This is a genomic window from Pseudomonas sp. TE3895 (genome assembly GCF_056278855.1).
The window spans coordinates 2821967-2846403 of the sequence record NZ_JBWBQE010000001.1; the positions used below are offsets into that span (position 1 = coordinate 2821967).

24 protein-coding genes are annotated in these 24437 nt (G+C 63.0%); 9 read left to right on the top strand and 15 right to left on the bottom strand.

Annotated elements, in window-relative coordinates; genetic code table 11:
* Window positions 1-38 precede the first annotated feature (38 nt).
* Entirely contained in the window at window positions 39-818 is a 780-nt protein-coding gene (gene gloB / locus ACZ889_RS12595; protein WP_476257418.1) for a hydroxyacylglutathione hydrolase, read from the bottom strand.
* 85 nt (window positions 819-903) lie between these two features.
* On the opposite strand from gloB, the gene ACZ889_RS12600 reads away from it, so the two are divergent.
* The 4 genes from ACZ889_RS12600 to ACZ889_RS12615 all read left to right on the top strand — a co-directional run bounded on the left by ACZ889_RS12600 (window position 904) and on the right by ACZ889_RS12615 (window position 5463).
* Window positions 904-1677: a class I SAM-dependent methyltransferase gene (locus ACZ889_RS12600; RefSeq protein WP_003251461.1), complete on the top strand. Its 774-nt coding sequence runs from the start codon at window positions 904-906 to the stop codon at window positions 1675-1677.
* A gap of 15 nt (window positions 1678-1692) precedes the next feature.
* Complete coding sequence (rnhA, locus tag ACZ889_RS12605) at window positions 1693-2139, top strand: ribonuclease HI (RefSeq protein WP_003251460.1); 447 nt, start codon at window positions 1693-1695, stop codon at window positions 2137-2139.
* A gap of 50 nt (window positions 2140-2189) precedes the next feature.
* Window positions 2190-2948, top strand: coding sequence for a DNA polymerase III subunit epsilon (gene dnaQ, locus ACZ889_RS12610; RefSeq protein WP_003251459.1), 759 nt, complete (start codon window positions 2190-2192; stop codon window positions 2946-2948).
* A 265-nt stretch (window positions 2949-3213) separates the two neighbouring features.
* Window positions 3214-5463, top strand: a complete 2250-nt coding sequence (locus ACZ889_RS12615; RefSeq protein ID WP_029611831.1) for an Orn/Lys/Arg family decarboxylase — start codon at window positions 3214-3216, stop codon at window positions 5461-5463.
* Here ACZ889_RS12615 and ACZ889_RS12620 read toward each other — a convergent pair.
* Window positions 5447-5665: a hypothetical protein gene (locus ACZ889_RS12620; protein WP_003251457.1), complete on the bottom strand. Its 219-nt coding sequence runs from the start codon at window positions 5663-5665 to the stop codon at window positions 5447-5449. The two genes, ACZ889_RS12615 and ACZ889_RS12620, sit on opposite strands and share 17 nt — an antisense overlap.
* A gap of 155 nt (window positions 5666-5820) precedes the next feature.
* Here ACZ889_RS12620 and chrR point away from each other — a divergent pair, with 155 nt between their 5' ends.
* The gene (gene chrR / locus ACZ889_RS12625; protein ID WP_003251456.1) at window positions 5821-6381 is read left to right on the top strand and encodes a class I chromate reductase ChrR; all 561 of its coding nucleotides are present in this window, start codon (window positions 5821-5823) and stop codon (window positions 6379-6381) included.
* A gap of 101 nt (window positions 6382-6482) precedes the next feature.
* On the opposite strand, the gene ACZ889_RS12630 is transcribed toward chrR, so the two are convergent.
* A complete protein-coding gene (locus ACZ889_RS12630; RefSeq protein ID WP_476257419.1) occupies window positions 6483-8555 on the bottom strand; it encodes a TonB-dependent receptor family protein in 2073 nt (690 codons plus the stop codon).
* A gap of 220 nt (window positions 8556-8775) precedes the next feature.
* On the opposite strand from ACZ889_RS12630, the gene ACZ889_RS12635 reads away from it, so the two are divergent.
* From ACZ889_RS12635 to ACZ889_RS12645, 3 genes are read left to right on the top strand one after another with little or no spacing between them, the layout of a single operon-like run.
* The gene (locus ACZ889_RS12635; RefSeq protein ID WP_003251454.1) at window positions 8776-9024 is read left to right on the top strand and encodes a helix-turn-helix domain-containing protein; all 249 of its coding nucleotides are present in this window, start codon (window positions 8776-8778) and stop codon (window positions 9022-9024) included.
* 12 nt (window positions 9025-9036) lie between these two features.
* Complete coding sequence (locus ACZ889_RS12640; protein ID WP_180688580.1) at window positions 9037-9384, top strand: head completion/stabilization protein; 348 nt, start codon at window positions 9037-9039, stop codon at window positions 9382-9384.
* Window positions 9377-9739 (top strand): hypothetical protein, encoded by a 363-nt coding sequence (locus tag ACZ889_RS12645; protein ID WP_180688579.1) that lies wholly within the window; start codon window positions 9377-9379, stop codon window positions 9737-9739. Before ACZ889_RS12640 ends, ACZ889_RS12645 begins: the two co-directional genes overlap by 8 nt.
* Here ACZ889_RS12645 and ACZ889_RS12650 read toward each other — a convergent pair.
* Window positions 9736-10116 (bottom strand): helix-turn-helix domain-containing protein, encoded by a 381-nt coding sequence (locus ACZ889_RS12650; RefSeq protein WP_180688578.1) that lies wholly within the window; start codon window positions 10114-10116, stop codon window positions 9736-9738. The genes ACZ889_RS12645 and ACZ889_RS12650 overlap by 4 nt on opposite strands.
* A gap of 179 nt (window positions 10117-10295) precedes the next feature.
* Between ACZ889_RS12650 and ACZ889_RS12655 the strand changes: the two genes are divergently transcribed.
* Window positions 10296-10559 (top strand): Ogr/Delta-like zinc finger protein, encoded by a 264-nt coding sequence (locus ACZ889_RS12655; RefSeq protein ID WP_004576942.1) that lies wholly within the window; start codon window positions 10296-10298, stop codon window positions 10557-10559.
* Window positions 10560-10649: 90 nt separating this feature from the next.
* Here the strand turns inward: ACZ889_RS12655 and nuoN are convergent, their stop codons facing one another.
* From nuoN to nuoC, 11 genes are all read right to left on the bottom strand, one after another.
* Entirely contained in the window at window positions 10650-12119 is a 1470-nt protein-coding gene (nuoN, locus tag ACZ889_RS12660) for an NADH-quinone oxidoreductase subunit NuoN (RefSeq protein WP_012051767.1), read from the bottom strand.
* 7 nt (window positions 12120-12126) lie between these two features.
* Window positions 12127-13659: an NADH-quinone oxidoreductase subunit M gene (nuoM, locus tag ACZ889_RS12665; RefSeq protein ID WP_003251448.1), complete on the bottom strand. Its 1533-nt coding sequence runs from the start codon at window positions 13657-13659 to the stop codon at window positions 12127-12129.
* Between the two features lie 40 nt (window positions 13660-13699).
* Window positions 13700-15553, bottom strand: coding sequence for an NADH-quinone oxidoreductase subunit L (gene nuoL, locus ACZ889_RS12670; RefSeq protein WP_476257420.1), 1854 nt, complete (start codon window positions 15551-15553; stop codon window positions 13700-13702).
* A complete protein-coding gene (gene nuoK, locus ACZ889_RS12675) occupies window positions 15550-15858 on the bottom strand; it encodes an NADH-quinone oxidoreductase subunit NuoK (protein WP_003251446.1) in 309 nt (102 codons plus the stop codon). Before nuoK ends, nuoL begins: the two co-directional genes overlap by 4 nt.
* 3 nt (window positions 15859-15861) lie before the next feature.
* Window positions 15862-16362 carry an NADH-quinone oxidoreductase subunit J gene (nuoJ, locus tag ACZ889_RS12680; protein ID WP_019438098.1) on the bottom strand — a complete coding sequence of 167 codons (501 nt, stop codon included), beginning with the start codon at window positions 16360-16362 and terminating at the stop codon, window positions 15862-15864.
* Between the two features lie 10 nt (window positions 16363-16372).
* On the bottom strand, window positions 16373-16921 hold the full coding sequence (gene nuoI / locus ACZ889_RS12685) for an NADH-quinone oxidoreductase subunit NuoI (protein WP_003251442.1): 549 nt from the start codon (window positions 16919-16921) through the stop codon (window positions 16373-16375).
* An 11-nt stretch (window positions 16922-16932) separates the two neighbouring features.
* A complete protein-coding gene (nuoH, locus tag ACZ889_RS12690; RefSeq protein ID WP_003251440.1) occupies window positions 16933-17940 on the bottom strand; it encodes an NADH-quinone oxidoreductase subunit NuoH in 1008 nt (335 codons plus the stop codon).
* The gene (gene nuoG / locus ACZ889_RS12695; protein ID WP_476257421.1) at window positions 17937-20651 is read right to left on the bottom strand and encodes an NADH-quinone oxidoreductase subunit NuoG; all 2715 of its coding nucleotides are present in this window, start codon (window positions 20649-20651) and stop codon (window positions 17937-17939) included. The genes nuoH and nuoG overlap by 4 nt, the downstream gene beginning before the upstream one ends.
* Window positions 20652-20783: 132 nt before the next feature.
* Window positions 20784-22145: an NADH-quinone oxidoreductase subunit NuoF gene (nuoF, locus tag ACZ889_RS12700; RefSeq protein ID WP_020192000.1), complete on the bottom strand. Its 1362-nt coding sequence runs from the start codon at window positions 22143-22145 to the stop codon at window positions 20784-20786.
* Entirely contained in the window at window positions 22142-22639 is a 498-nt protein-coding gene (gene nuoE, locus ACZ889_RS12705; protein ID WP_003251433.1) for an NADH-quinone oxidoreductase subunit NuoE, read from the bottom strand. Before nuoE ends, nuoF begins: the two co-directional genes overlap by 4 nt.
* Before the next feature lie 2 nt (window positions 22640-22641).
* A complete protein-coding gene (nuoC, locus tag ACZ889_RS12710; RefSeq protein WP_003251431.1) occupies window positions 22642-24423 on the bottom strand; it encodes an NADH-quinone oxidoreductase subunit C/D in 1782 nt (593 codons plus the stop codon).
* Window positions 24424-24437: the final 14 nt, after the last annotated feature.

A 24437-nucleotide genomic window follows, 5' to 3' on the forward strand; every position in this document is an offset into this window, starting at 1 on the left:
CAACCTTTGACCATCACTTGCGATATATCTTGCGGTTATCAGAAGGTGTCCTTCCAAGACCTCAAGGCAGCAAAAACAGCGACATGCGTGGTGTTTGAATGTCCCTTCCATTCGTCTGCTTTTTGTTTAACTAATGTTTCAGAGGTACGCAGAAAGGGGTTGGTCAGGCGCTCCAGGCCGATCGTTGTTGGCAAACTGATGCGATTTTCGGCGCGTAAACGGCTAACGTCCTCGAACCGTTGTTGAACGTGCGGGTTGGTCGGTTCCACCGCCTTGGCGAAACGCAGGTTGCTGAGGGTGTACTCATGGGCGCAGTACACTGCTGTCTGCTCTGGCAGGGCCGCCAGGCGGGCGAGGGCCGGCTGCATCTGTTCGGGTGTACCTTCGAACATGCGCCCGCAACCGGCGGCGAACAGGGTATCGCCACTGAACAGGATGGGCGTTGCTGGCTGGTCGCTGAAGAAGGCGATATGCCCCAGGGTGTGGCCGGGTACCGCCAGCACCTGGAAAGTCACACCCAGCACGTCCACCCTGTCGCCTTCGTCCAGTGCCAGGTCGCGGCCGGGAATGCGTTCGTTGGCGGGGCCACAGACCCGTGCGCCGGTCAATTGCCTGAGCCGCTCCACACCGCCGACATGGTCATTGTGGTGGTGGGTGACGAGGATGTCGCTCAGCACCCATTCGGGGTTGGCAGCCAGCCAGCGCTCCACCGGGCCGGCATCGCCCGGGTCGACCACCGCACAACGGCGTTTGGCAGTATCCTGTAACAACCAGATGTAGTTGTCGGAGAAAGCGGGGAGAGCATCGATCTGTATCATGGTGCGGATCCGATTCGCCTAGCGTGGCACATGAGGGCATCTTAGCCGCGATGGCGCGGTGGGAGAACCTTCGAGGGAGAGCGCAATGACCGACCAAGCTTTTGCACAGGCCGACCCGGACTGGGTCGAGCTGATCAGCCTGGCCCGTGAGTGGTTCAACGGCCCACTTGGGCAACTGATGCTCAAGGAGGAGGACAAACTGCTGGAAGAAGAGCTCGGGCGCTTCTTTGGCGGCTATCTCGTGCATTACGGGCCCTGCGCCGAGCCACCGCCCAGAGCCCCCCAGGTGCAGCGTAACGTGCGCCTTGGTGCGCCCTTGCCGGGTGTGGAGATTGTCTGCGAAGAACAGGCCTGGCCGTTGAGCGAGCACGCTGCCGACGTGGTGGTGCTGCAGCATGGCCTGGACTTCTGCCTGTCGCCCCATGGCCTGCTGCGCGAGGCCGCCAGTGCCGTCCGCCCGGGCGGGCACCTGCTGATCGTGGGGATCAACCCCTGGAGCAGCTGGGGCATGCGCCATTTCTTCAGTCACGGTGCTCTGCGCAAGGCGCGCTGCATCTCGCCGTCCCGGGTGGGCGACTGGCTCAACCTGCTGGGCTTCGCGCTGGAGAAACGCCGCTTCGGGTGCTATCGTCCGCCGCTTGCCTCACCTGCCTGGCAGCAACGCCTGGAGGGCTGGGAACGACTGGCCGGCGGCTGGCAGGGCTCCGGTGGCGGGGTGTACCTGCTGGTGGCGCGCAAGATGGTGGTAGGCCTGCGGCCTTTGCGGCCGGAACGCCGCGAGCCAATGGGCAAGCTGCTGCCGCTGCCACTGGCGAAAGTCAACCGCACCGCAGCCAACCCCGAAACTGACAAGCACTGAATTCAAGAGTGGTACATGAGCGATAGCGTCGAGATGTTTACTGATGGTGCCTGCAAGGGCAACCCTGGCCCGGGTGGCTGGGGCGTGCTGATGATCTACAAGGGCGTCGAGAAGGAACTGTGGGGCGGCGAACGTGAGACCACCAACAACCGCATGGAGCTGATGGCCGCGATCCAGGGCCTGATGTCGCTCAAACGTGAATGCGAGGTGGTGCTGACCACCGACTCGCAGTACGTGATGAAGGGCATCAACGAATGGATGGTCAACTGGAAGAAGCGCGGCTGGAAGACCGCCGCCAAGGAGCCGGTGAAGAACGCTGACTTGTGGCAGCAGCTCGATGAGCAGGTCAACCGCCACAAGGTGACCTGGAAGTGGGTACGCGGCCATATCGGCCACCCCGGCAACGAACGCGCCGACCAGCTGGCCAACCGTGGGGTCGATGAGGTGCGCGCCCAGCGTTGAGCTGGGGTACAATCGCGACCTTTGTAACGGATGCAAGTTGGAGCGCCCGCGTGGAGCAGCAGCAAGATAAACGGTTCGTCATTCTCGATACCGAAACCACGGGTATGCCGGTTGGCGAAGGCCACCGGATCATCGAGATCGGCTGTGTCGAGGTCATCGGCCGGCGCCTGACCGGGCGGCACTTCCACGTCTACCTGCAGCCCGACCGCGAGAGTGACGAGGGCGCGATCAACGTTCACGGCATCACGGATGCCTTCCTGGTCGGCAAGCCCCGCTTTGGCGATGTCGCCGAGGAGTTCTTCCAGTTCATCCAGGGTGCCACGCTGGTCATCCACAACGCGGCGTTCGACGTTGGTTTCATCAACAACGAATTCGCCTTGCTGGGCCAGCAGGACCGTGCTGACATTTCGCAGCACTGCACCATTCTGGACACCCTGTTGCTGGCACGTTCGCGCCACCCGGGGCAGCGCAACAGCCTGGATGCGCTGTGCAAACGCTACGACATCGACAACTCGGGCCGTGAGTTGCACGGCGCACTGCTCGACTCGGAACTGCTGGCCGACGTTTACCTGGCAATGACCGGTGGCCAGACCAGCCTGTCGTTGGCTGGGAATGGCGCAGATGCCGAAGAGGACGGGCAGGGCGCTGGCGGCAGCGAGATCCGCCGGATTGTCGGGCGTGCGCCAGGGCGGGTGATCATGGCCAGCGCTGAAGAGCTGGAGGCGCATGCCGAGCGGCTGGCGGCCATTGCCAAGTCGGCGGGTGGGCCTTCGCTGTGGCAGGCCCTGACTGAGACGCCAGCCGGCTGATCTTTCGCCCTGCAACAGAAGTGGAGATCGTTGGAGGCGCGGGTTTACCTGCCGAATACGGTGGCGGCTGCGGCGGTGAATGGCGGGGGCAGATTGGCCAGCAGGCCCGGCCCTTTCGCGGGTAAACCCGCTCCTACGACGGCCTGTGTCCAATCACCGACCGGTGCCCAGCAGGAGCGGGTTTACCCGCGAAAGGTCCAGTACAGGCAATACAAGGCTCAACTACCCTGAAATGGACGCCATGTCCTTCGGAGGTAGCCACCTGATGTACAAGGACCTCAAGTTCCCGATCCTCATCGTCCACCGCGCCATCAAGGCCGACAGTGTTGCTGGCGAACGTGTGCGCGGCATCGCCGAGGAATTGCGCCAGGATGGCTTTGCCATTCTCGCCGCCGCTGACCACGCCGAAGCGCGCCTGGTCGCTGCCACCCACCACGGCCTGGCCTGCATGCTCATTGCGGCCGAAGGCGCTGGCGAGAACACCCATCTGCTGCAGAACATGGCCGAGCTGATTGGCCTGGCCCGCCTGCGTGCACCCAACCTGCCGATCTTCGCCCTGGGCGAGCAGGTGACCCTGGAAAATGCTCCCGCCGAAGCCATGAGCGAGCTCAACCAGCTGCGTGGCATCCTTTACCTGTTCGAAGACACCGTGCCGTTTCTCGCCCGCCAGGTGGCGCGTGCTGCACACACCTACCTCGACGGCCTGCTGCCGCCGTTCTTCAAGGCGCTGGTGCAGCACACTGCGCAGTCCAACTACTCCTGGCACACCCCGGGCCATGGTGGCGGTGTGGCCTATCATAAAAGCCCGGTAGGCCAAGCCTTTCACCAGTTCTTCGGGGAAAACACCCTGCGCTCGGACCTGTCCGTTTCCGTGCCGGAGCTGGGTTCGCTGCTCGACCACACAGGCCCGCTGGCCGAAGCCGAGGCCAGGGCGGCGCGCAACTTCGGCGCCGACCACACCTTCTTCGTCATCAATGGTACCTCCACGGCCAACAAGATCGTCTGGCACGCCATGGTCGGTCGTGACGACCTGGTGCTGGTGGACCGCAACTGCCACAAGTCGGTGGTGCACGCGATCATCATGACGGGTGCCATCCCGCTGTACCTGTGCCCGGAGCGCAACGAACTGGGCATCATCGGCCCGATCCCGCTCAGCGAGTTCAGTCCCGAGGCGATCGCCGCGAAGATTCAGGCCAACCCCCTTGCCCGTGATCGTGGCCAGCGTATCAAGCTGGCGGTAGTGACCAACTCCACCTACGACGGGCTGTGTTACCACGCCGGGCTGATCAAGCAGGCCCTGGGTGCCAGTGTCGAGGTGCTGCACTTCGACGAGGCCTGGTTTGCCTATGCTGCGTTCCACGACTTTTTCACCGGGCGCTACGCCATGGGCACCGCCTGCGCGGCAGACAGCCCGCTGGTGTTCAGTACCCATTCCACCCACAAGCTGCTCGCGGCGTTCAGCCAGGCTTCGATGATTCATGTGCAGGACGGGGCCAGGCGGCAGCTGGACCGGGACCGTTTCAACGAAGCGTTCATGATGCACATCTCTACCTCGCCGCAGTACAGCATTCTCGCCTCGCTGGATGTGGCTTCGGCGATGATGGAAGGGCCGGCCGGGCGCTCGCTGCTGCAGGAGATGTTCGACGAGGCGTTGAGTTTTCGTCGTGCCCTGGCCAACCTGCGTGAGCACATTGCCGCAGAGGACTGGTGGTTCAGCATCTGGCAGCCGCCCAGTGCCGAGGGCATCCCCCGTCTGGCCGCGCAGGACTGGTTGTTGCAGCCGGGGGCGCAATGGCATGGTTTTGGTGAAGTGGCGGCCGACTACGTGCTGCTCGACCCGCTGAAAGTGACTTTGGTGATGCCGGGCCTGAGCGCTGATGGTGTGCTGGGCGTGCACGGCATCCCGGCGGCAGTCGTCAGCAAGTTTCTCTGGGAGCGCGGGCTGGTGGTGGAAAAAACCGGCCTGTACAGCTTCCTGGTGCTGTTTTCCATGGGCATCACCAAGGGCAAGTGGAGCACCTTGCTCACCGAACTGCTGGAGTTCAAGCGCCACTATGACGGCAACACCCCACTCAGCAGCTGCCTGCCCAGTGTGGGGGCTGCCGACGCCTTGCGCTACCAGGGCATGGGCCTGCGCGACCTGTGCGACCAGTTACATGACTGCTACCGCGCCAATGCCACGGCCAAGCAGCTGAAGCGGCTGTTCACCCGTTTGCCGGAGGTGGCCGTAAGCCCGGCCCAGGCCTATGACAAGATGGTGCGTGGCGAGGTGGAGGCGGTACCGATCGAGGCGCTGCTGGGCCGTGTGGCGGCGGTGATGCTGGTGCCGTACCCGCCTGGCATCCCGTTGATCATGCCGGGTGAGCGGTTCACCGAGGCGACCCGCTCGATCCTTGATTACCTGGCATTCGCCCGAGCATTCAACCAGGGCTTTCCCGGGTTTGTCGCCGATGTGCACGGCCTGCAGCACGAAGGGGGCCGCTACACGGTGGATTGCATCACGGAATGCGCGTGATCTCGACGCCGGAGCGTGCCAGTTCGAAACGGTTATCACCCAGGTGGTTGACCTTGTCGCCGATGGCCAGGCGGTAGGTGGTGATGGGGGCGCCCAGCGTGCTGCCGTCGAGTTGCAGGGTGGATTCCTGAAACTCGTGCACGGGGTAGATGCGGCCTTCGGCGTCACGGGCGTGGAATTGGCCGACCATTACTGCTGCCATTTGGGTGGAAACCTCTGAATTACGTAGGAAATGTATGAAGGCATAGACCGTGAAACAGACGCGGAAGTTTTCGCCCTGCGGAAAAAAACTTAGGCACTGGAGAACGGTCATCTATAACTACAACGTCTATTTAACCCGCAAAGGTTGGAATTGCCATGAGCCAGGTGTATTCGGTAGCAGTCGTCGTGGGCAGCTTGCGCAAGGAGTCCTACAACCGCAAGGTCGCCCGCGCACTTTCGGAGCTGGCGCCGTCCAGCCTTGCGCTGAAGATCGTCGAGATTGGCGACCTGCCGCTGTACAACGAAGATATCGAAGCCGAGGCACCGCCGGAAACCTGGAAGCGTTTTCGCGATGAAATCCGCCGCAGTGATGCGGTGTTGTTCGTCACCCCGGAATACAACCGCTCGGTGCCAGGCTGCCTGAAAAATGCCATCGATGTGGGTTCGCGTCCTTACGGGCAAAGTGCCTGGAGCGGCAAGCCGACGGCGGTGGTGAGTGTGTCGCCGGGGGCGATTGGTGGCTTTGGCGCCAACCATGCGGTGCGCCAGTCGCTGGTGTTTCTCGACATGCCCTGCATGCAGATGCCCGAGGCTTACCTTGGCGGTGCGGCGAGCTTGTTCGAGGATTCGGGCAAGCTCAACGACAAGACGCGACCGTTCTTGCAGGCGTTTGTCGACAGGTTTGCTTCATGGGTGAAGTTGAACAGGGCGGTCTGAATCCGAATCATGCTGTGCAGTGCCCCGGGTAGGAGCGGGTTTACCCGCGAATGCGTCATTGAATTTGCCGACGCAATTGCGGGTAAACCCGCTCCTACCCGTCAGCGGAAGCTGTAGGAAACCCCCGCGTATACGCCAAACCCTTCGCCCGGTGTCGAACGGGCATTGTCCTTGCCGGCGTCGTTGTAGGCCGGCGTCACGGTCGCTGCATAGCGCTGGTTGGTCAGGTTGCGCAGGTCCAGCCAGGTCTGCCAGTCCTGTTTCGGTGAGTCCCAGCCAACGCGTGCGCCGAGCAAGGCATATTCATCGGCGTGGTAGCTATTGGCGTAGTCCACCTGCACCTTCGAAGCCATTTGTGTGTTGACCCCGGCATAGAAGCCGCTCGGCCAGTCGTAGCGCAGCTCGGCCTGGTAGTAGTGCATGGGGATGCCGGGCAGACGGTTGTCGCCAAACGTGTCGTCATCACGGTAGTGGAAGTCGCTGAAGGTGTAGGCCTGGCGCAAGCTCAGCTTGCCAGTGCCCGCGCGCTCCCACAGGGTGCTTTCGAGGCCGGCTTCCACGCCTTGGTGCACGGTAGCGCTGGCGTTGAATTCCGAGGTGAAATTCGGCACTACCTCAACGGCCAGCAGTTCGTGGCGCACTTGCGAGTAGTACCAGGCCAGGTCCCAGCGGCCGAGCGCCGAGTCGCCACGGGCGCCCAGTTCCAGGGTGGTGGCTGTCTGGTTCTGCATCTCGATCGGCTGGATCTGCTTGCCGCCTGTGCTGGGCGCGCTCCAGATCAGCGACCACGGGTGTGGCGGCTCTACCGAGCGGCTCAGGTTGCCGTACACCTGCAAGTCCGGGCGGATGTCGTAGCGCAGCCCCAGGCGGGGGGCATAGTCCCAGTCATGCATGCTCACCTTGCCGCCTTCAGCGGGGTAGGTCACGTCACTTTCGCGGCGTGTGTAGACCATGGCCAGGCCGGTGCTCAGCCACAGGTTGGGGACCAGTTCCAGGTCGTTGCCAACATGCAGCACGGTGTCCGAGCCCTGGTAGGTGAAGTCACGGGTGCGCTCGCCGAACACATCGCCATTGCGGGTAAATTGCGAAGCGCCGCTGTTGGGCAGGTGCTTGGTGGTACGCCAACCGACGGTGGTCTTGCTCTCGCGCCCGAACAGTGTGTCGCGGCGGAAATAGTTCAGCGTACCGCTGACATCGGTATAGGCGACCTTCAGGCGCATGGGGCCTTCGCGCAGGTCCATCGGGTAGTCGTGATAGACCAGGCCGGCTTCCAGGCGCGCCTCGTCGTCGAGGTAGAAGGTGGTCTTGTTGCCCACCCAGGTGCTGCCTGGTTGCGGGCGGCTGTCGTCGCGTGCCAGATAGTTGGGGTTGGCCGCGCGCGGGTGGTGCTTGATCTGATCTTTGGTCAGGCGCCCAGGCAGCTCGTTTTCAGTTTCCCGGTAGCGCAGGTAGAAGCGGGTTTCCAGGTCGGGGTTGAAGCGGTAACCGACATTGGCGGCAATGCCCTTGGCGCTGCCGCTGCTGTGCGCCTGGTAGCCGTCATATTCCGAGTCGGTCAGGGCCACGTAATAGTCGAGATTGCCCAGCACCTGGCCCGAACTGATGTGCCGATGCTGGTAGCCGCGGCTACCGACCTCGTAGCGTACTTGCAGTGCAGGCGCGTCGTAGCCGGTGTGGGTGACGTAGTTGATGGCACCGCCCAAGGCCAGGGAGCCTTGGTCAAAGCCATTGGCGCCACGCAGCACTTCGGCACGGCTCAGCCACAGCGGTTCGAACAATTCGTAAGGCGTGCCGCCCGGGCCGGTCAGCGGCAGGCCGTCGAACATCGTGTAAACACCGGAACCGTGCGCCCCCGGTGCGCGGTTGAGGCCCGAGCCGCGTATCGACAGCTTGATGCCGTCGTTGCCTGCCGATTGGGCGAACACCCCAGGCTGGTAGGCCAGCACGTCCTGGTTGCTGGCCACTCGGCCTTGCCCCACGCGCTGCATGTCCACCAGGTTGCTGGCTCCCGGTATTTCACGCAGGCGCTCGCTGGCTGCCGTCAGCTCGTTCTGCTCCTCATCGGTGATCAGCACTCGGCCCAATTCGACCGAGGATGCCCCCAGAGCGGGCTGAGTAGCAGCCAAGGCCGCCAGCAGACCGAGGCAGGACGAGAGGGGTAAATCGGAACGCATTGTACGACTCCAGGCGAAAGGCGAATGGACAACGGCGTTGAGACGAGCGAAATGCGGCTTGGAGCACGCAGAAAGTCAGCAAATCGTGCGTAACCTTCGTCATACGGTCTTGTACGAAAGTTCTTTACAAACCACGGCGGTGGAGGTGGGTGGCCTGTGCTTCGTAAGGTGACTGCAGGTAGGCAGTAATGCCTCGCTCAATCACCCGTGGAGTTCAAACATGACTGACAACGCTCGACACTCGCAGCAACCCTTGGCGGACGCCCCGGTTCGCCTGACGCCACGTGAACAGCAAGTGCTGTTGTGGTGTGCTTATGGCAAGAGCTCGTGGGAGATCGGCCAGATCCTTGAATGCAAGGAGTCGACGGTGAACTTTCACGTGTCCAACATCCTGCGCAAATTTGAAGTGCCTACCCGGGTGGCAGCTGTGATCAAGGCCATTCGCTACGGCATGCTGGCCGAGCAGTAAGGGGGGTAGAGCATGAGCAACGATCCTCGGCTACCGCGCTTTGTCGATTGCCATGACCCGTTCTGGCCGCGAGTGGATTTGGGCAGTTTGCGTGAGCATCTGCAACTGCCGCGGGCTGTCAGTGATGCTGCTTTGGAAGTGGCCGCGCGCTGCGCTGCTATCGAGGCAGCACGCGAATTCGCCCGCTGGCGGTCAGTGCTGCGAGAGCGGGGCTACAAGCGGCTCGAGGATGTGGCCGGGCATGATCATGGGCGTGCCTTGCAGGTGTGCTACATCCGTTTTGTCGAAGCGGCGGTCATGTACAGCCTGGGTTCAACCGCCTGCCCGCCTGTTCCGCGCGGAGGGCAATTGCATGCCTGAGCGAACTGTTTTCGACCACCTGGCCCCGGCATTGGTGACGTTCCTGGGCGTGGATGGCGATGTGCTGTTCGCCGCGCTGCTGGGAGCATTGTTGGTGAGCGCGGCACGCGATCGATTGATCACCAGTGAGGCCAGGCGCCTGACACTGGCCAAGAAACTGCTGCTGCTATTCGTGACCGTGGGCGTGGGCCATTTGTTCGAGCCACTGGTTTCGTCATTGGTGCCATTACTGACCCGGGGCATGGCGGCATTCGTGGCCGCTGTGGTGGTGATCCCCATCAGCCTCAAGGTCATGGTCTGGCTGGATACACTCGACCCACGCGAACTCATCCAGCGCTGGCGCCGTCGGGGTTAGCCACTGGTTGCGCCGCCGAGCTCGCTCAGTTGCTGTTCCAACTGCTGGATGCGCTGTTTGTCCTTGATGAACAGCAGGATGGCCTGGCGATCGCTGTGCGAGAGCGTGCGCAGCCGTTCGAGCATTTCGCACTCCCAGCCCGCATCACCTGGGTCGGCGGCGATGTGCTCGGCTTGACCCAGCAATAGCCAGTCCAGTGAGCATGCATGCTTTTTGGCGATGTCTATGCAAAGTGAGTAAGGAATGCTTTCGCGAACCTTCCAGCTGCTCAGCGTTTGCGGGCTGACCGACAGTGCACGTGACAGCTCGGCATCAGTGTTTGCGCCAGTAAGAAGCTTAAGGCGGGTGAGCACCTCAGCAAGTATGTGAGTACTCATAACAAATATCCATGACTGGTTTAATGATATTCCATGGGCTTAAACTACTCGTTATGAATACAGCCCTGCGTTTTAAGGAGCACTTCTGCAATGAGAACCATCAAATTGAAGAATACACCCACAGTTGCAGCCAATACTGATACACAGGCTAGCCTGGGCAATGCTAGCAGGTACTTGCCGTGAGTACTTACAAGCTGGTTTGCCCGCATTGCCACAGCCGGATGCGCATACGTACTAGCGAAGGGCGCCATATTTTCCTGCGAATCGCTTATTTGCAATGCACCACCGAGGCGTGTGGCTGGTCAGTGCGCGCCGAATTCGAAATGACCCATGAACTCTCCCCCAGCGGCATGCCCAACCCGGAAGTGTACCTGCCTTCGGCCAATGGTGATTTGCGCAAGGCCGCCTTGCCGGGCGCAGGTCAGGGCTGCCCGAGTGAGTGAGGCACCCGTGGGCGCAGGTAGCAAAACGTGCAGATAAAAAAACACCCCGCCTAGGCGGGGTGTTTTCTGTTACCGGGGCTGCCGGGGTGATCAACCGATCAGTTGCAGGCCCGCTTGCTGAACCATTTCCAGCAGGGGCTGCGGGTACACACCCAGTACGAAAGCGAGAATGGCGATAGCCAGCAGCATGACGCCGCCGGTGCGCTGTTCCCACTTCAGCGGGGCGTCGTGACGACGCAGATTCGGCTCGACCAGGTACAGGGTAACCATGACGCGCAGGTAATAGTACACGCCGATGGCGCTACCGATCACCAGCGCACCGACCAACCACCACAGGTGCGATTCGACGCCGGTAGCGATGATGTAGAACTTGCCGATGAAGCCGGCGGTCAGCGGGATACCCGCCAGCGACAGCATCATCACGGTCAGTACCGCTGTCAGGTACGGGCGGCGCCAGAACAGGCCGCGGTACTCGTACAGGGCATCGGCGTCACGGCCGCCGTATGGCGAGGACATCAGGGTGATGACGCCGAAGGCGCCCAGGCTGGTGATCACGTAGGTGACCAGGTAAACGCCCATGGCTTCCAGGGCCAGGCCCTTGCTGGCGACCAACGCGATGACCAGGTAACCGAAGTGGGCGATGGACGAGTAACCCAGCAGACGCTTGAGGTTGCTCTGGGTCAGCGCCAGCAGGTTACCAATCAGGATCGAGGCTACGGCAATCACCGCCAGTACGGTGCTGAGCACGCCGCTGCTGGCAGCAGGGGAGAGCATGAACAGGCGTACGACAACGGCGAATACTGCCACCTTGCTGGCGGTTGCCAGGAACGCGGCGACCGGCGCCGGAGCGCCTTCGTACACGTCCGGGGTCCACAGATGGAACGGCACCAGCGACAGCTTGAAGGCCAGGCCGACCAGCATCATGCCCAGGCCCAGCTGGGCCACCAGGCTTGGCATGCTGGTGGTAGCCAGGGCTTTGCCGATCTGGTCGAAGCTCAGGCTGCCGGCGTCGGCGTACAGCAGGGCCATGCCGAACAGCAGGAAAGCCGAGCCTGCGGCCGACAGCACCATGTACTTGATGCCGGCTTCCAGCGATCGCTTGTTGAAGAAGGCATACGCCACCAGGCCGTAGACCGGTACCGACAGCAGCTCCAGGCCGATGAACAGGCCGGCCAGGTGGTTGGCGCTGACCAGCACCAGGCCACCGAGGGCCGACATCAGCAGCAACAGGTACAGTTCTTCACGGTTGCCCGGGAAACCCTTGGAGCCCTCGCCGAGGTAGGCGTGGGCGAGGGTGACGCAGGCCAGCGTCGCCACGAGGATGATCGCCATGTACAGGCAGGCGAATTTGTCGATGGTGATCAGCGAGGTGACCGCCAGCGGCGCGACCTTCAGTGCCGGCAGGAGCGACAGCAGGGCCAGGTTCAGGCCCACGGTGGACAGCAGGAAGGTTTGCGAGTGGTTGCGCTTCCAGGCGATCGCCAGCATCACCACCACCGTGGTGATGGTGGTGATCAGCATCGGCGCCAATGCGATGAAGTGTTGAGTGGTGAATTCCATAGCGCTCTTACCGGGCCGAAGCGAGTTGAGTGAAAGCGGATCCGAGCCACTGCTGCACACCGCTCATGGTGGCGGCAGAGGTGTCGAGGAACGGCTGCGGATACACGCCCAGCAGGATCAGCAATACCGCCAGACCCAGAACCATGATCAGTTCGCGACCGTCCATGCCGGCCAGCACGGTGTCGGTCTTGGCCGGGCCGAAGTAGGCGCGGTGGATCATGATCAGCGAGTACACCGAACCGAACACCAGGCCGGTGGTGGCAATCACGGTGATCCACGGTACATGAACGAAGCTGCCGATCAGGATCAGGAACTCGCCGACGAAGTTGCCGGTGCCTGGCAGGCCCAGCGATGCCGCTGCGAAGAACAGGCTGATGGCCGGCAGGTACGCGATGCGGTGCCACAGGCCACCCATCTGGCGCATGTCACGGGTGTGCAGGCGCTCGTACAGCTGGCCGGACAGGATGAACAGTGCCGCAGCCGACAGGCCGTGGGCCAGCATCTGGATCACCGCACCTTGCAGGGCCTGCTGGCTGCCGGAGTAGATACCGATCAGCACGAAGCCCATGTGCGAGACGCTGGAGAAGGCGATCAGGCGCTTGATGTCGGTTTGTGCGAAGGCCAGGAAGGCACCGTAGAAGATACCGATCAGGCCCAGGGTCATGGCGATCGGCGCGAACTCGGCCGAGGCGTTCGGGAACAGCGGCAGGGCGAAGCGCAGCAGGCCGTAGGCCGCTGTCTTCAGCAAGATACCCGCCAGGTCCACCGAGCCTGCGGTCGGTGCCTGGGCGTGAGCGTCAGGCAGCCAGGAGTGGAACGGCACCACCGGCAGCTTCACCGCGAAGGCGATGAAGAAGCCCAGCATCAGCACGTACTCGACACCGGCAGGCAGCTCGGCCTTGAGCAGGTCGCTGTAGTTGAAGGTGAGCACGCCAGTGGTGTTGTAGTTGACCAGCACCAGGCCCAGGATCGCCACCAGCATGATCAGGCCGCTGGCCTGGGTGAAGATGAAGAACTTGGTCGCCGCGTAGATCCGGGTCTTCTTGCCGTCTGCCGAGCTGTGACCCCAGAGCGCGATGAGGAAGTACATCGGCACCAGCATCATTTCCCAGAAGAAGAAGAACAGGAACAGGTCCAGGGCCAGGAACACACCGACCACGCCGCCGAGGATCCACATCAGGTTGAGGTGGAAGAAGCCGACGTGGCGCTGGATCTCTTTCCAGGAACACAGTACCGACAGCACACCGAGCAGGCCGGTGAGCAGGATCATCAGCAGCGACAGGCCATCAAGTGCCAGATGGATGCTGATGCCGAAGCGCTGGATCCACTGGACTTTGTATTCCAGGGCCCAGGCCGGTTCGGCGCCCGGGGCGGGAGCAAGGGTGTAGTCGCCGGTACCCCACAGCCACAGGCCGATGCCAAGCAGCAGGGACATGGTAAGCAGCGCGATCCAGCGCGGCAGGGTGGCGCCGAAGCGCTCACCCAGCCAGCACAGGAAGCCGCCGATGAAGGGGATCAGGATCAGCCAAGGCAAAATCATGACGGGTTGGTTTCCTTTGGCAAAGTCGCAAGATTCATAGTCATACCGCAGCCACTACCACGGCACCGAGCAACAGCACGGCACCCACGGCGATAGAGGCGGTGTACCAGCGCAGTTGGCCAGTCTCGGTCTTGCTCATGGCCACGTGGCCGCCACGCGCCATCCGAGGAATCAGGCCGATGGTGCGGTCAACCGGGTCCTTGCGCAGGATGTGGCTGATCAGCAGGTACGGTTTGACGAAAAGCTTGTCGTAGATCCAGTCGAAGCCCCAGGCAGCGAACCACCAGGCCGACAGGACGCGACCGATGCCACTGTTGGCGACGGCGCTGACGAAGCGGCGCTTGCCCAGGAACAGCAGGGCGGCCAGCAGGATACCGGCGATGGCGATGGCACCCGAGGTGATCTCCAGCGCGTGCTTGGCTTCGCCACCGGCATGGCCGGCGCTTTCTGGCAGCACACCGGCCAGCGGCGGGGTGATCCAGGCGCCGACGAAGGTCGACAGCACGATCAGCACGCCCAGCGGCAGCCAGTGGCTGATGCCGTGGCCCGCGTGGGCTTCGGTCTTGGCTTCGCCGTGGAAGGCGATGAAGATCAGGCGGAAGGTGTACAGCGAGGTCATGAACGCGCCTACCAGGCCGGCATACAGCAGGCCGGTGTTGCCGCTGGCGAAGGCTTCCCAGAGGATCTCGTCCTTGGAGTAGAAGCCCACGGTCACGATCGGCAGGGCCGCCAGTGCCGCACCACCGACCACGAAGCTGGCGTAGGCCAGCGGCAGCTTCTTCCACAGGCCGCCCATCTTGAAGATGTTCTGCTCGTGGTGGCAGGCAACGATCACCGCACCGGAGGCAAGGAACAGCAGGGCCTTGAAGAAGGCGTGGGTCATCAGGTGGAAGATCGCCGCGTCCCAGGCACCCACGCCCAGAGCCAGGAACATGTAGCCGATCTGGCTCATGGTCGAGTAGGCGAGGATACGCTTGATATCGGTCTGTACCAGCGCAGCGAAGCCTGCCAGTACCAGGGTCACGCCACCGACCACACCTACAAGGTGCAGGATGTCCGGCGCCAGCAGGAACAGGCCGTTGGTACGGGCGATCAGGTACACGCCCGCGGTCACCATGGTTGCGGCGTGGATCAGTGCCGAAACCGGAGTCGGGCCCGCCATGGCGTCGGCCAGCCAGGTCTGCAGTGGCAGCTGTGCCGATTTACCGACCGCACCACCCAGCAGCATCAGCGTGGCCAGCACCATCCAGGTGTCGCCAGCCTGGAACTTCTGCGGTGCCAGCACCAGCAGTTCCTGCACGTTCAGGGTGCCCAGCTGGGCGAACAGGATGAACAGGCCGATGGCCATGAACACGTCGCCGATACGGGTGACGATGAATGCCTTGAGTGCCGCGTTACCGTTGTTGCGGTTGCTGTAGTAGAAACCGATCAACAGGTACGAGCACAGGCCCACGCCTTCCCAGCCGAAGTAGATGAACAGCAGGTTATCGCCAAGGATCAGGAACAGCATGCTGGCGATGAACAGGTTGGTGTACGAGAAGAAGCGCGAGTAGCCAGCTTCGCCACGCATGTACCAGGATGCGAACAGGTGGATCAGGAAGCCGACACCGGTCACCACACCGAGCATGGTGACCGACAGGCCGTCCAGGTACAGGGTGAAGTTCGGCGCGAAGCCGTCCACCGACATCCACTGCCACAGCAGCTGGCTGTACGCGCCGCCCTCAGGCGGGGCGACGTTGAACTGCCAGATGACGTAAGCGGCGGTGGCGGCCGACAGACCTACCGAGCCGACGCCGATCAGGGCGGACAGGTTCTCCGAGAACCGTCCACGCGAGAACGACAGCAGCAGGAAGCCGATGAGGGGAAAGACGAAAGTCAGGAAGAGAAGGTTCATCCGCGCATCTCACTGGCAGCATCGATGTCGAGAGTGTGGAAGCGGCGATACAGCTGCAGCAGGATGGCCAGGCCAATGCTGGCCTCGGCGGCTGCCAGGCTGATCACCAGAATGAACATCACCTGGCCGTCGGGCTGGACCCAACGGGCACCGGCGACGACGAACGCCAGGGCAGAGGCGTTCATCATGACTTCCAGGCTCATGAGCACGAAGAGGATGTTGCGGCGGACCATCAGGCCAACCAGACCTAAGCAGAACAGGATGCCGGCGACCGCCAGACCATGTTCGAGAGGGATAGCACCCATGATTTACTCCTTCGCCTCGTTGCGGCCCAGGTGGAAGGCGGTGACGGCTGCAGCCAGCAGCAGCATCGACGCCAGTTCGACCACCAGCAGGTACGGGCCGAACAGGCTGATGCCCACGGCTTTCGGGCCCACGGTGGTACCGCTGATGCCGGCGCCACTCGGGGTGACGAACAGCACGTACAGCAGCTCCGCCAGCAGCAGGGCGCCGAGGATTACCGGCCCGGCCCAGATGCCGGGCTTGAGCCAGCCCCGTTCCTGGGCGACCGAAGCCGGCCCGAGGTTGAGCATCATCACCACGAACACGAACAGCACCATGATGGCGCCGGCGTAGGCGATCACTTCCAGGGCGCCGGCAAACGGCGCACCCAGGGCGAAGAAGATCATGGCCACGGAAATCAGCGAAATGATCAGGTAAAGCAAGGCGTGCACGGGGTTGGTGCCAGTTACCACCCGAAGGGTGGAGACCACGGCGATCCCGGATGCGAAGTAGAAAGCGAATTCCATCTTTCTGTCCTTATGGGAGCAAGCTCTTCACGTTGATCGGCTCGGCTTCGTTCTGTGCAGAGCCCTTCGGCTTGCCAGCGATTGCCATACCCGCAACACGGTAGAAGTTGTAGTCAGGGTTCTTGCCGGGGCCGGAGATCAGCAGATCTTCTTTCTCGTACACCAGGTCCTGACGCTTGAACTCGGCCATTTCGAAATCCGGAGTCAGCTGGATTGCGGTGGTCGGGCACGCTTCTTCACACAGGCCGCAGAAAATGCAACGCGAGAAGTTGATGCGGAAGAACTCCGGGTACCAGCGGCCGTCCTCTGTCTCGGCCTTCTGCAGCGAAATGCAGCCAACCGGGCAGGCCACCGCGCAGAGGTTGCACGCTACGCAGCGCTCCTCGCCATCGGGGTCGCGGGTGAGGACGATGCGGCCGCGGTAGCGCGGCGGCAGGTACACGGGTTCTTCGGGGTACTGCAGGGTGTCGCGCTTGCGGAACCCGTGGGAGAACACCATTGCCAGGCTGCGCAGCTGGGTGCCGGTGCCCTTAACGATGTCGCCGATATACTTGAACATGGGTCAAATCCTCACTGGGCCGCGACGGCTGGCGTGTTGTAGAGCACGATCGCAGCGGTCACCAGCAAATTGATCAGGGTCAGCGGCAGGCAGAACTTCCAGCTGAAGTCCATCACCTGGTCATAGCGTGGGCGCGGGATCGAGGCGCGCAGCAGGATGAACAGCATGATGAAGAACGCGGTCTTCAGGGCGAACCACAGGAACGACAGTTGCGGCAGGATGCCGAACGGGCCGTGCCAGCCGCCGAAGAACAGGGTTACCAGCAGCGCCGAGATGAGGATGATGCCGATGTACTCACCGACGAAGAACATGCCCCACTTCATGCCGGCATACTCGATGTGGTAGCCGTCGGCCAGTTCCTGTTCTGCTTCCGGCTGGTCGAACGGGTGACGGTGAGTCACGGCGACGCCAGCGATGAAGAAGGTGCAGAAGCCGAAGAACTGCGGAATGATGAACCACAGGTTCTGCGCCTGGTACTCAACGATGTCGCGCATGTTGAACGAGCCCACCTGCACCACCACGCCCATCAGCGCCAGGCCCAGGAACACTTCGTACGACACGGTCTGTGCCGAAGCACGCAAGCTGCCCAGCAGGGCGTACTTGTTGTTCGACGACCAGCCGGCGAACAGCACCGCGTAGACCGACAGGCCGGCCATGGCGAAGAAGAACAGCAGGCCGATGTTCAGGTCGGCAACGCCCCAGGTCGGGGTGATCGGGATGACCACGAAGGCGATCAGCAGGGCGCTCATAGCCACTACCGGTGCCAGGGTGAAGATCACGCGATCGACGAAGGGTGGGTTCCAGTCTTCCTTGAAGAACATCTTCAGCATGTCGGCAGCGATCTGGAACATGCCGAACGGGCCGACGCGGTTCGGACCGTAACGGTCCTGCCACCAGCCCAGCAGGCGGCGCTCGACGAAGCTGAGCAGCGCACCGCAGACCACCACGGCCAGCAGGACCACGATGGCCCGCAGCACGGTGAGGATCACATCGATCACTTCGGGGGTGAACCAGCTCATTGTGCTGCCTCCTGCAGACCTTCGACGGATGCACCGAAGATGGCAGGCGGAATGCCAGCCAGGCCTTTCGGCAGCGCGACCAGGCCAGCGCCCAGCTCTTCATTGATACGCAGCGGCAGGCGCAGGGCCACACCGGCGACGTTCAGGCTCAGCAGGGCACCCTCGTTGACGCCCAGGCGGTCGGCTTCGGACTTGGCCAGGGCCACGTAGGCAGCCGGGATGCGTTCTTGAACCGGAGCGGCGCGCGAGGAGCTTTCTTCGCTGCCGAACAGGTGGAAGAACGGCACGGCAGTCCAGGTGCCACGGGCCGGGTTGAAGGCCCCCGGAATGGTGTTGAACCAGTTCAGGCGGTCGCCTTGCGATTCGATCAGGCGTACGCCGGGGTCACCGGCACGCAGGTGGCCACCGACCTCGTCCTGAAACTTGTTCCAGGCTTGTGGGGAGTTCCAGCCCGGCGACCAGGCGAACGGCACCTGCTGGCGCGGTTCGGCCGAACCCGAGTAGCCTTCCATGGAGAAGGCGAACGCGGTGTCCTTGTCTTGCGGGGTGCGCGGCTCGTGCACACTGATGTTGGCACGCATGGCGGTACGGCCGGAGTAGCGCAGCGGCTCACGGGCCAGCTTCATGCCCTTGATGCGGAACGCGGCGCTTGGCGCGGCGTTGACGATGCCGGCCAGTTGCGGGGCGGCTTCGGCGCAGGCGCTGGTGACGTGGTCCAGCTGGGTCCAGTCGACCGGCTTGTTCAGCAGGGTGGCACGCAGGGCGTGCATCCAGCGCCAGCCTTCGTGGATCTGGATGCTGCTGTCCAGGTACTGCGGGTCGAACACCTGGAAGAAGCGCTGGGCACGGCCTTCCTGGCTGACCAGGGTACCGTCACCCTCGGCGAACGAGGCGGCCGGCAGCACCAGGTGGGCGCGGTCGACGGTGGCAGTTTTGGAGTGGTCGGCAACGATCACCACCTTGGCCGCAGCCAGGGCTGCGTCGACCTTGGCGGCCGGTACGCGGGCGTACAGATCGTTTTCCAGCACGACGATGGCGTCAGCTTTGCCGCTGATGACCGCGTCCAGGGCGGCATCGACCGACTCGCCGCCGAGCATGGCCAGGCCGATGCTGTTGGCCTCAGGCACCACCAGGCTCAGCGAGCCGTTTTTCTCGCGCAGCTTCAGGGCCTTGGCGATGTTGGCGGCGGCTTCGATCAGCGCCGGCTCGGCCAGCGAAGTACCGGCTACGACCAGTGGGCGCTTGGCGGCAACCAGGGCGTCGGCGATGCGCTGGGCCAGGGCCTTGGCTTCGTCGTCCAGGCCGGCGACGGCAGGGGCGCTCGGGTCGATGGCGTGGGCCACGGCGAAACCGATGCGGGCCAGGTCGGCCGGCGCGGCGTGTACGCACTCTTCGGCGACGTCGTCCAGCTTGGTTTCAGCCAGGGATGCGATGAACAGCGGGTACAGCGCGTGCTGGCCAATGTTCTTCACAGCAGCGTCGAGCCAAGGCTGCACTTTCATCGCTTCGGCCATGGCCTCGGCCTTGCCTTTGGTGGCCTGGCGCACGGCCAGGGCAACGCGGGCAGCGGTCTGGGTCAGGTCTTCACCGAGCACGAACACGGCGTCGTGGTCTTCGATGTCGCGCAGGGTCGGCACGGGCAGCGGGCTGTTGTTCAGCACGTTCAGGGCCAGGCGTACGCGGGCCAGTTCGCCAGCTTCCATGCCCGAGTAGAAGTACTCGGCGCCGACCAGCTCACGCAGGCCGTAGTTGCTTTCGAGGCTGGCGCGTGGCGAGCCGATACCGACGATGGTACGGCCGCGCAGCAGGTCGGCGGCCTTGTCCAGGGCGGCGTCCAGGCCCAGCTTGGTGCCGTCGGCCAGTTGTGGCTGGCGCGGGCGGTCCTTGCGGTTGACGTAGCCATAGCCGAAGCGGCCGCGGTCGCACAGGAAGTACTGGTTGACCGAACCGTTGAAGCGGTTTTCGATACGGCGCAGTTCGCCGTAGCGCTCACCCGGGCTGATGTTGCAGCCGCTGGAGCAGCCATGGCAGATGCTTGGGGCGAACTGCATGTCCCACTTGCGGTTGTAGCGCTCGGAGTGGGTCTTGTCGGTGAATACGCCGGTCGGGCAGACCTCGGTCAGGTTGCCGGAGAACTCGCTTTCCAGCACACCGTCTTCGACGCGGCCGAAGTACACGTTGTCGTGGGCGCCGTAGACGCCCAGGTCGGTACCACCGGCGTAGTCCTTGTAATAGCGCACGCAGCGGTAGCAGGCGATGCAGCGGTTCATCTCATGGGCGATGAACGGGCCGAGGTCCTGGTTCTGGTGGGTACGCTTGGTGAAACGGTAGCGGCGCTCGTTGTGGCCGGTCATTACCGTCATGTCCTGCAGGTGGCAGTGACCGCCTTCCTCGCACACCGGGCAGTCGTGCGGGTGGTTGGTCATCAGCCATTCGACGACGCTGGCGCGGAACGCCTTCGACTCGTCGTCGTCGATGGAGATCCAGGTGCCGTCGGAAGCAGGGGTCATGCAGGACATGACGATACGACCACGGGTGTCGTTCTCGTCGGTGTACTGCTTGACTGCGCACTGCCGGCAGGCGCCAACGCTACCAAGCGCCGGGTGCCAGCAGAAATAAGGGATGTCGAGGCCGAGCGACAGACACGCCTGTAACAGGTTGTCTGCACCGTTGACTTCGAGCGCTTTGCCGTCTACGTGGATAGTGGCCATTGTTCAAAGTTCTTCGTTGGCCCGCGTGAGCGGGCGTGGCTAATGGAAATCGGTGAGCTTGCGACACGCCTCGATTGCTCGGGCCTGCCGGTAAGCTGGCGAGTGGCACGGACCACCCGCCTAATCATCTTGTTATGCGCCGACCACGATCGGCTTCGCCAGGTCGGGGCGCAGGGTGGCAGCGCTTTCTGGCGCCACACCGGCCTCGAACTCCGAGCGGAAGTATTTGATGGCACTGCCCAGCGGCTCGACGGCACCCGGTGCGTGAGCACAGAAGGTACGGCCTGGGCCGAGGAAGTTGACCAGCCCCAGCAGCGTCTCGATGTCTTCGGCGCGGCCTTGGCCTCTTTCCAGTGCACGCAGCATCTTCACGCTCCACGGCAGGCCGTCACGGCATGGTGTGCACCAGCCGCACGATTCGCGGGCGAAGAACTCTTCCATGTTGCGCAGCAGCGACACCATGTTGATGCTGTCGTCGACCGCCATGGCCAAGCCAGTACCCATACGGGTGCCGACCTTGGCGATGCCACCGGCATACATTTGCGCATCGAGGTGCTCAGGCAGCAGGAAGCCGGTACCGGCGCCGCCTGGTTGCCAGCACTTGAGCTTGAAGCCATCGCGCATGCCACCGGCGTAGTCTTCGAACAATTCGCGCGCGGTAACGCCAAATGGCAGTTCCCATAGGCCTGGGTTCTTTACCTTGCCGGAGAAGCCCATCAGCTTGGTGCCATGGTCTTCGCTGCCTTCGCGGGCTAGCGACTTGTACCAGTCGTTGCCGTTGGCGACGATGGCCGGGACGTTGCACAGGGTTTCGACGTTGTTCACGCACGTCGGCTTGCCCCACACGCCAACGGCGGCAGGGAAGGGCGGCTTGGAGCGCGGGTTGGCGCGGCGGCCTTCCAGCGAGTTGATCAGCGCGGTTTCTTCACCGCAGATGTAGCGGCCGGCGCCGGTGTGCACGAACAGCTCGAAATCGAAACCGCTGCCCAGGATGTTCTTGCCCAGCAGGCCGGCGGCCTTGGCTTCATCGATGGCGCGGTTGAGGTTCTTCGCTGCGGTGGTGTACTCGCCACGCAGGAAGATGTAACCGCGGTAGGCCTTCAGGGCGCGGGCGCTGATCAGCATGCCCTCGACCAGCAGATGGGGCTGTTGCTCCATCAGCATGCGGTCCTTCCAGGTGTTCGGCTCCATTTCGTCCGCGTTGCACAGCAGGTAGCGGATGTTCATGGATTCGTCTTTGGGCATCAGGCCCCACTTCACGCCAGTGGGGAAGCCTGCGCCGCCACGGCCTTTGAGGCCGGAGTCCTTGACGCTCTGCACGATGTCGTCGGCGGACATTTGCGCCAGCGCCTTGCGGGCTGCGGCGTAGCCGTTCTTCGATTCGTACTCGGCCAGCCAGACCGGCTCGCCGTCGTCACGCAGGCGCCAGGTCAGCGGGTGGGTTTCGGCCGAGCGCGCGATGCGGTTGGCCGGGCCGAAGGAAGTAATGGTCATACGTAACCCTCCAGCAGTTTGGAAACGCCAGCCGGCTGCACGTCACCGAAGGTGTCGTCGTCGATCATCAGTGCCGGGGCCTTGTCGCAGTTGCCCAGGCAGCACACGGGCAGCAGGGTGAAACGGCCGTCGGCGGTGGTCTGGCCGAGGCCGATGCCCAGCTCGCTCTGGATCTGGCTGACCACCGACTCATGGCCGCCGATGTAGCAGACCATGCTGTCGCACACGCGGATGATGTGGCGGCCGACCGGTTGGCGGAAGATCTGGCTGTAGAAGGTGGCGACACCCTCGACGTCGCTGGCCGGAATGCCCAGCACTTCGCCGATGGCGTGAATGGCGCCGTCCGGCACCCAGCCACGCTCCTTCTGGACGATCTTCAGGGCTTCGATGGACGCCGCGCGCGGGTCCTCGTAGTGATGCATTTCGTGCTCGATGGCCGAGCGCTCGGTTTCGCTCAGGGCGAAACGGTCTGTCTGGATAAGCGTGCTGTTCATGCTTAGCGGTCCACGTCAGCCATAACGAAGTCGATACTGCCCAGGTACGCAATGAGGTCGGCAACCATGCTGCCTTTGATCACCGAAGGGATCTGCTGCAGGTGCGGGTAGCTCGGGGTGCGGATCCGGGTGCGGTAGCTCATGGTGCCGCCATCGCTCGTCAGGTAGTAACTGTTGATGCCCTTGGTCGCTTCGATCATCTGGAACGACTCGTTGGCCGGCATGACCGGGCCCCACGAGACTTGCAGGAAGTGCGTGATCAGGGTTTCGATGTGCTGCAGGGTGCGCTCTTTCGGCGGCGGCGTGGTCAGCGGGTGATCCGCCTTGTACGGGCCTTCCGGCATGTTGCGCAGGCACTGGTCGATGATGCGGATACTCTGACGCATCTCCTCGACACGGACCATGCAGCGATCGTAGGCATCGCCGTTGTGGGCCAGCGGTACTTCGAACTCGAAGTTTTCGTAGCCGGAGTAAGGACGGGCTTTACGCAGGTCGAAGTTGCAACCGGTGGCACGCAAGCCGGCACCGGTGGTGCCCCATTCCAGCGCTTCCTTGGTGTTGTACGCGGCAACGCCGATGGTACGGCCCTTGAGGATGCTGTTTTGCAGGGCGGCCTTGGTGTATTCGTCGAGGCGCTTGGGCAGCCACTCGACAAAGTCCTTGACCAGCTTGTCCCAGCCACGTGGCAGGTCGTGGGCGACGCCACCGATGCGGTACCAGGCCGGGTGCAGGCGGAAACCGGTGATCGCTTCGATCACGGTGTAGGCGCGCTGGCGGTCGGTGAAGGTGAAGAACACCGGGGTCATGGCGCCGACGTCCTGGATGTAGGTACCCAGGAACAGCAGGTGGCTGGTGATGCGGAAGAACTCGGCCAGCATGATGCGAATCACGTCGACCTTCTGCGGCACCTTGATGCCGGCCAGCTTCTCTACCGCAAGCACGTACGGCAGGTTGTTCATCACCCCGCCGAGGTAATCGATACGGTCGGTATAGGGGATGAAGCTGTGCCAGGACTGGCGCTCGGCCATTTTTTCGGCACCACGGTGGTGGTAGCCGATGTCCGGTACGCAGTCGACGATTTCTTCACCGTCCAGCTGCAGGACGATACGGAACGCACCGTGCGCCGAAGGGTGGTTGGGGCCGAGGTTGAGGAACATGTAGTCCTCGTTGGCGCCCTGACGTTTCATGCCCCAGGCTTCCGGGTTGAAGCGTGCCGATTCCTCTTCAAGCTGCTGCTTGGCCAGGGTCAGGCTGTAGGGGTCGAACTCGGTCGCACGGGCAGGGTAGTCCTTGCGCAGCGGGTGACCTTCCCAGGTCGGCGGCATCATGATGCGGCTGAGGTGCGGGTGGCCGGCAAAGTCGATGCCGAACATGTCCCAGACTTCGCGCTCGTACCAGTTGGCGTTTGGCCAGATGCCCGTCACGGTCGGCAGGTTCAGGTCGCCTTCGCTGAGCGACACCTTGATCATCACATCGCTGTTACGCTCGATCGACAACAGGTGGTAGAACACGCTGAAATCGGCGGCTGGCAGGCCGCGGCGCTGGGTGCGCAGGCGCTCGTCGACGCCATGCAGGTCGTACAGCATGCTGTAAGGCTTGGCGACGCCGCGCAGGAAGCTGAGCACCTCTTTGAGCTGGGCGCGTTTTACCCACAGCACGGGCATGCCGGTGCGGGTCTCCTGGGCGACGAATGCTTCGGCGCCAAAACGGTTGTTCAGTTCGACGACCACATCCTGGTCGTCAGCCTTGTAGGGCGGAATGAAAATAGCGTTGTCCGCTGTCATGGTCTCGGTCGCTT

Coding starts and splice junctions, on each gene's coding strand:
- gloB (WP_476257418.1), bottom strand. CDS start 818: ATGATACAGATCGATGCTCTCCCCGCTTTCTCCGACAACTACATCTGG.
- ACZ889_RS12600 (WP_003251461.1), top strand. CDS start 904: ATGACCGACCAAGCTTTTGCACAGGCCGACCCGGACTGGGTCGAGCTG.
- rnhA (WP_003251460.1), top strand. CDS start 1,693: ATGAGCGATAGCGTCGAGATGTTTACTGATGGTGCCTGCAAGGGCAAC.
- ACZ889_RS12615 (WP_029611831.1), top strand. CDS start 3,214: ATGTACAAGGACCTCAAGTTCCCGATCCTCATCGTCCACCGCGCCATC.
- ACZ889_RS12620 (WP_003251457.1), bottom strand. CDS start 5,665: ATGGCAGCAGTAATGGTCGGCCAATTCCACGCCCGTGACGCCGAAGGC.
- chrR (WP_003251456.1), top strand. CDS start 5,821: ATGAGCCAGGTGTATTCGGTAGCAGTCGTCGTGGGCAGCTTGCGCAAG.
- ACZ889_RS12630 (WP_476257419.1), bottom strand. CDS start 8,555: ATGCGTTCCGATTTACCCCTCTCGTCCTGCCTCGGTCTGCTGGCGGCC.
- ACZ889_RS12635 (WP_003251454.1), top strand. CDS start 8,776: ATGACTGACAACGCTCGACACTCGCAGCAACCCTTGGCGGACGCCCCG.
- ACZ889_RS12640 (WP_180688580.1), top strand. CDS start 9,037: ATGAGCAACGATCCTCGGCTACCGCGCTTTGTCGATTGCCATGACCCG.
- ACZ889_RS12645 (WP_180688579.1), top strand. CDS start 9,377: ATGCCTGAGCGAACTGTTTTCGACCACCTGGCCCCGGCATTGGTGACG.
- ACZ889_RS12650 (WP_180688578.1), bottom strand. CDS start 10,116: ATGAGTACTCACATACTTGCTGAGGTGCTCACCCGCCTTAAGCTTCTT.
- nuoN (WP_012051767.1), bottom strand. CDS start 12,119: ATGGAATTCACCACTCAACACTTCATCGCATTGGCGCCGATGCTGATC.
- nuoM (WP_003251448.1), bottom strand. CDS start 13,659: ATGATTTTGCCTTGGCTGATCCTGATCCCCTTCATCGGCGGCTTCCTG.
- nuoL (WP_476257420.1), bottom strand. CDS start 15,553: ATGAACCTTCTCTTCCTGACTTTCGTCTTTCCCCTCATCGGCTTCCTG.
- nuoK (WP_003251446.1), bottom strand. CDS start 15,858: ATGGGTGCTATCCCTCTCGAACATGGTCTGGCGGTCGCCGGCATCCTG.
- nuoJ (WP_019438098.1), bottom strand. CDS start 16,362: ATGGAATTCGCTTTCTACTTCGCATCCGGGATCGCCGTGGTCTCCACC.
- nuoI (WP_003251442.1), bottom strand. CDS start 16,921: ATGTTCAAGTATATCGGCGACATCGTTAAGGGCACCGGCACCCAGCTG.
- nuoH (WP_003251440.1), bottom strand. CDS start 17,940: ATGAGCTGGTTCACCCCCGAAGTGATCGATGTGATCCTCACCGTGCTG.
- nuoG (WP_476257421.1), bottom strand. CDS start 20,651: ATGGCCACTATCCACGTAGACGGCAAAGCGCTCGAAGTCAACGGTGCA.
- nuoF (WP_020192000.1), bottom strand. CDS start 22,145: ATGACCATTACTTCCTTCGGCCCGGCCAACCGCATCGCGCGCTCGGCC.
- nuoE (WP_003251433.1), bottom strand. CDS start 22,639: ATGAACAGCACGCTTATCCAGACAGACCGTTTCGCCCTGAGCGAAACC.
- nuoC (WP_003251431.1), bottom strand. CDS start 24,423: ATGACAGCGGACAACGCTATTTTCATTCCGCCCTACAAGGCTGACGAC.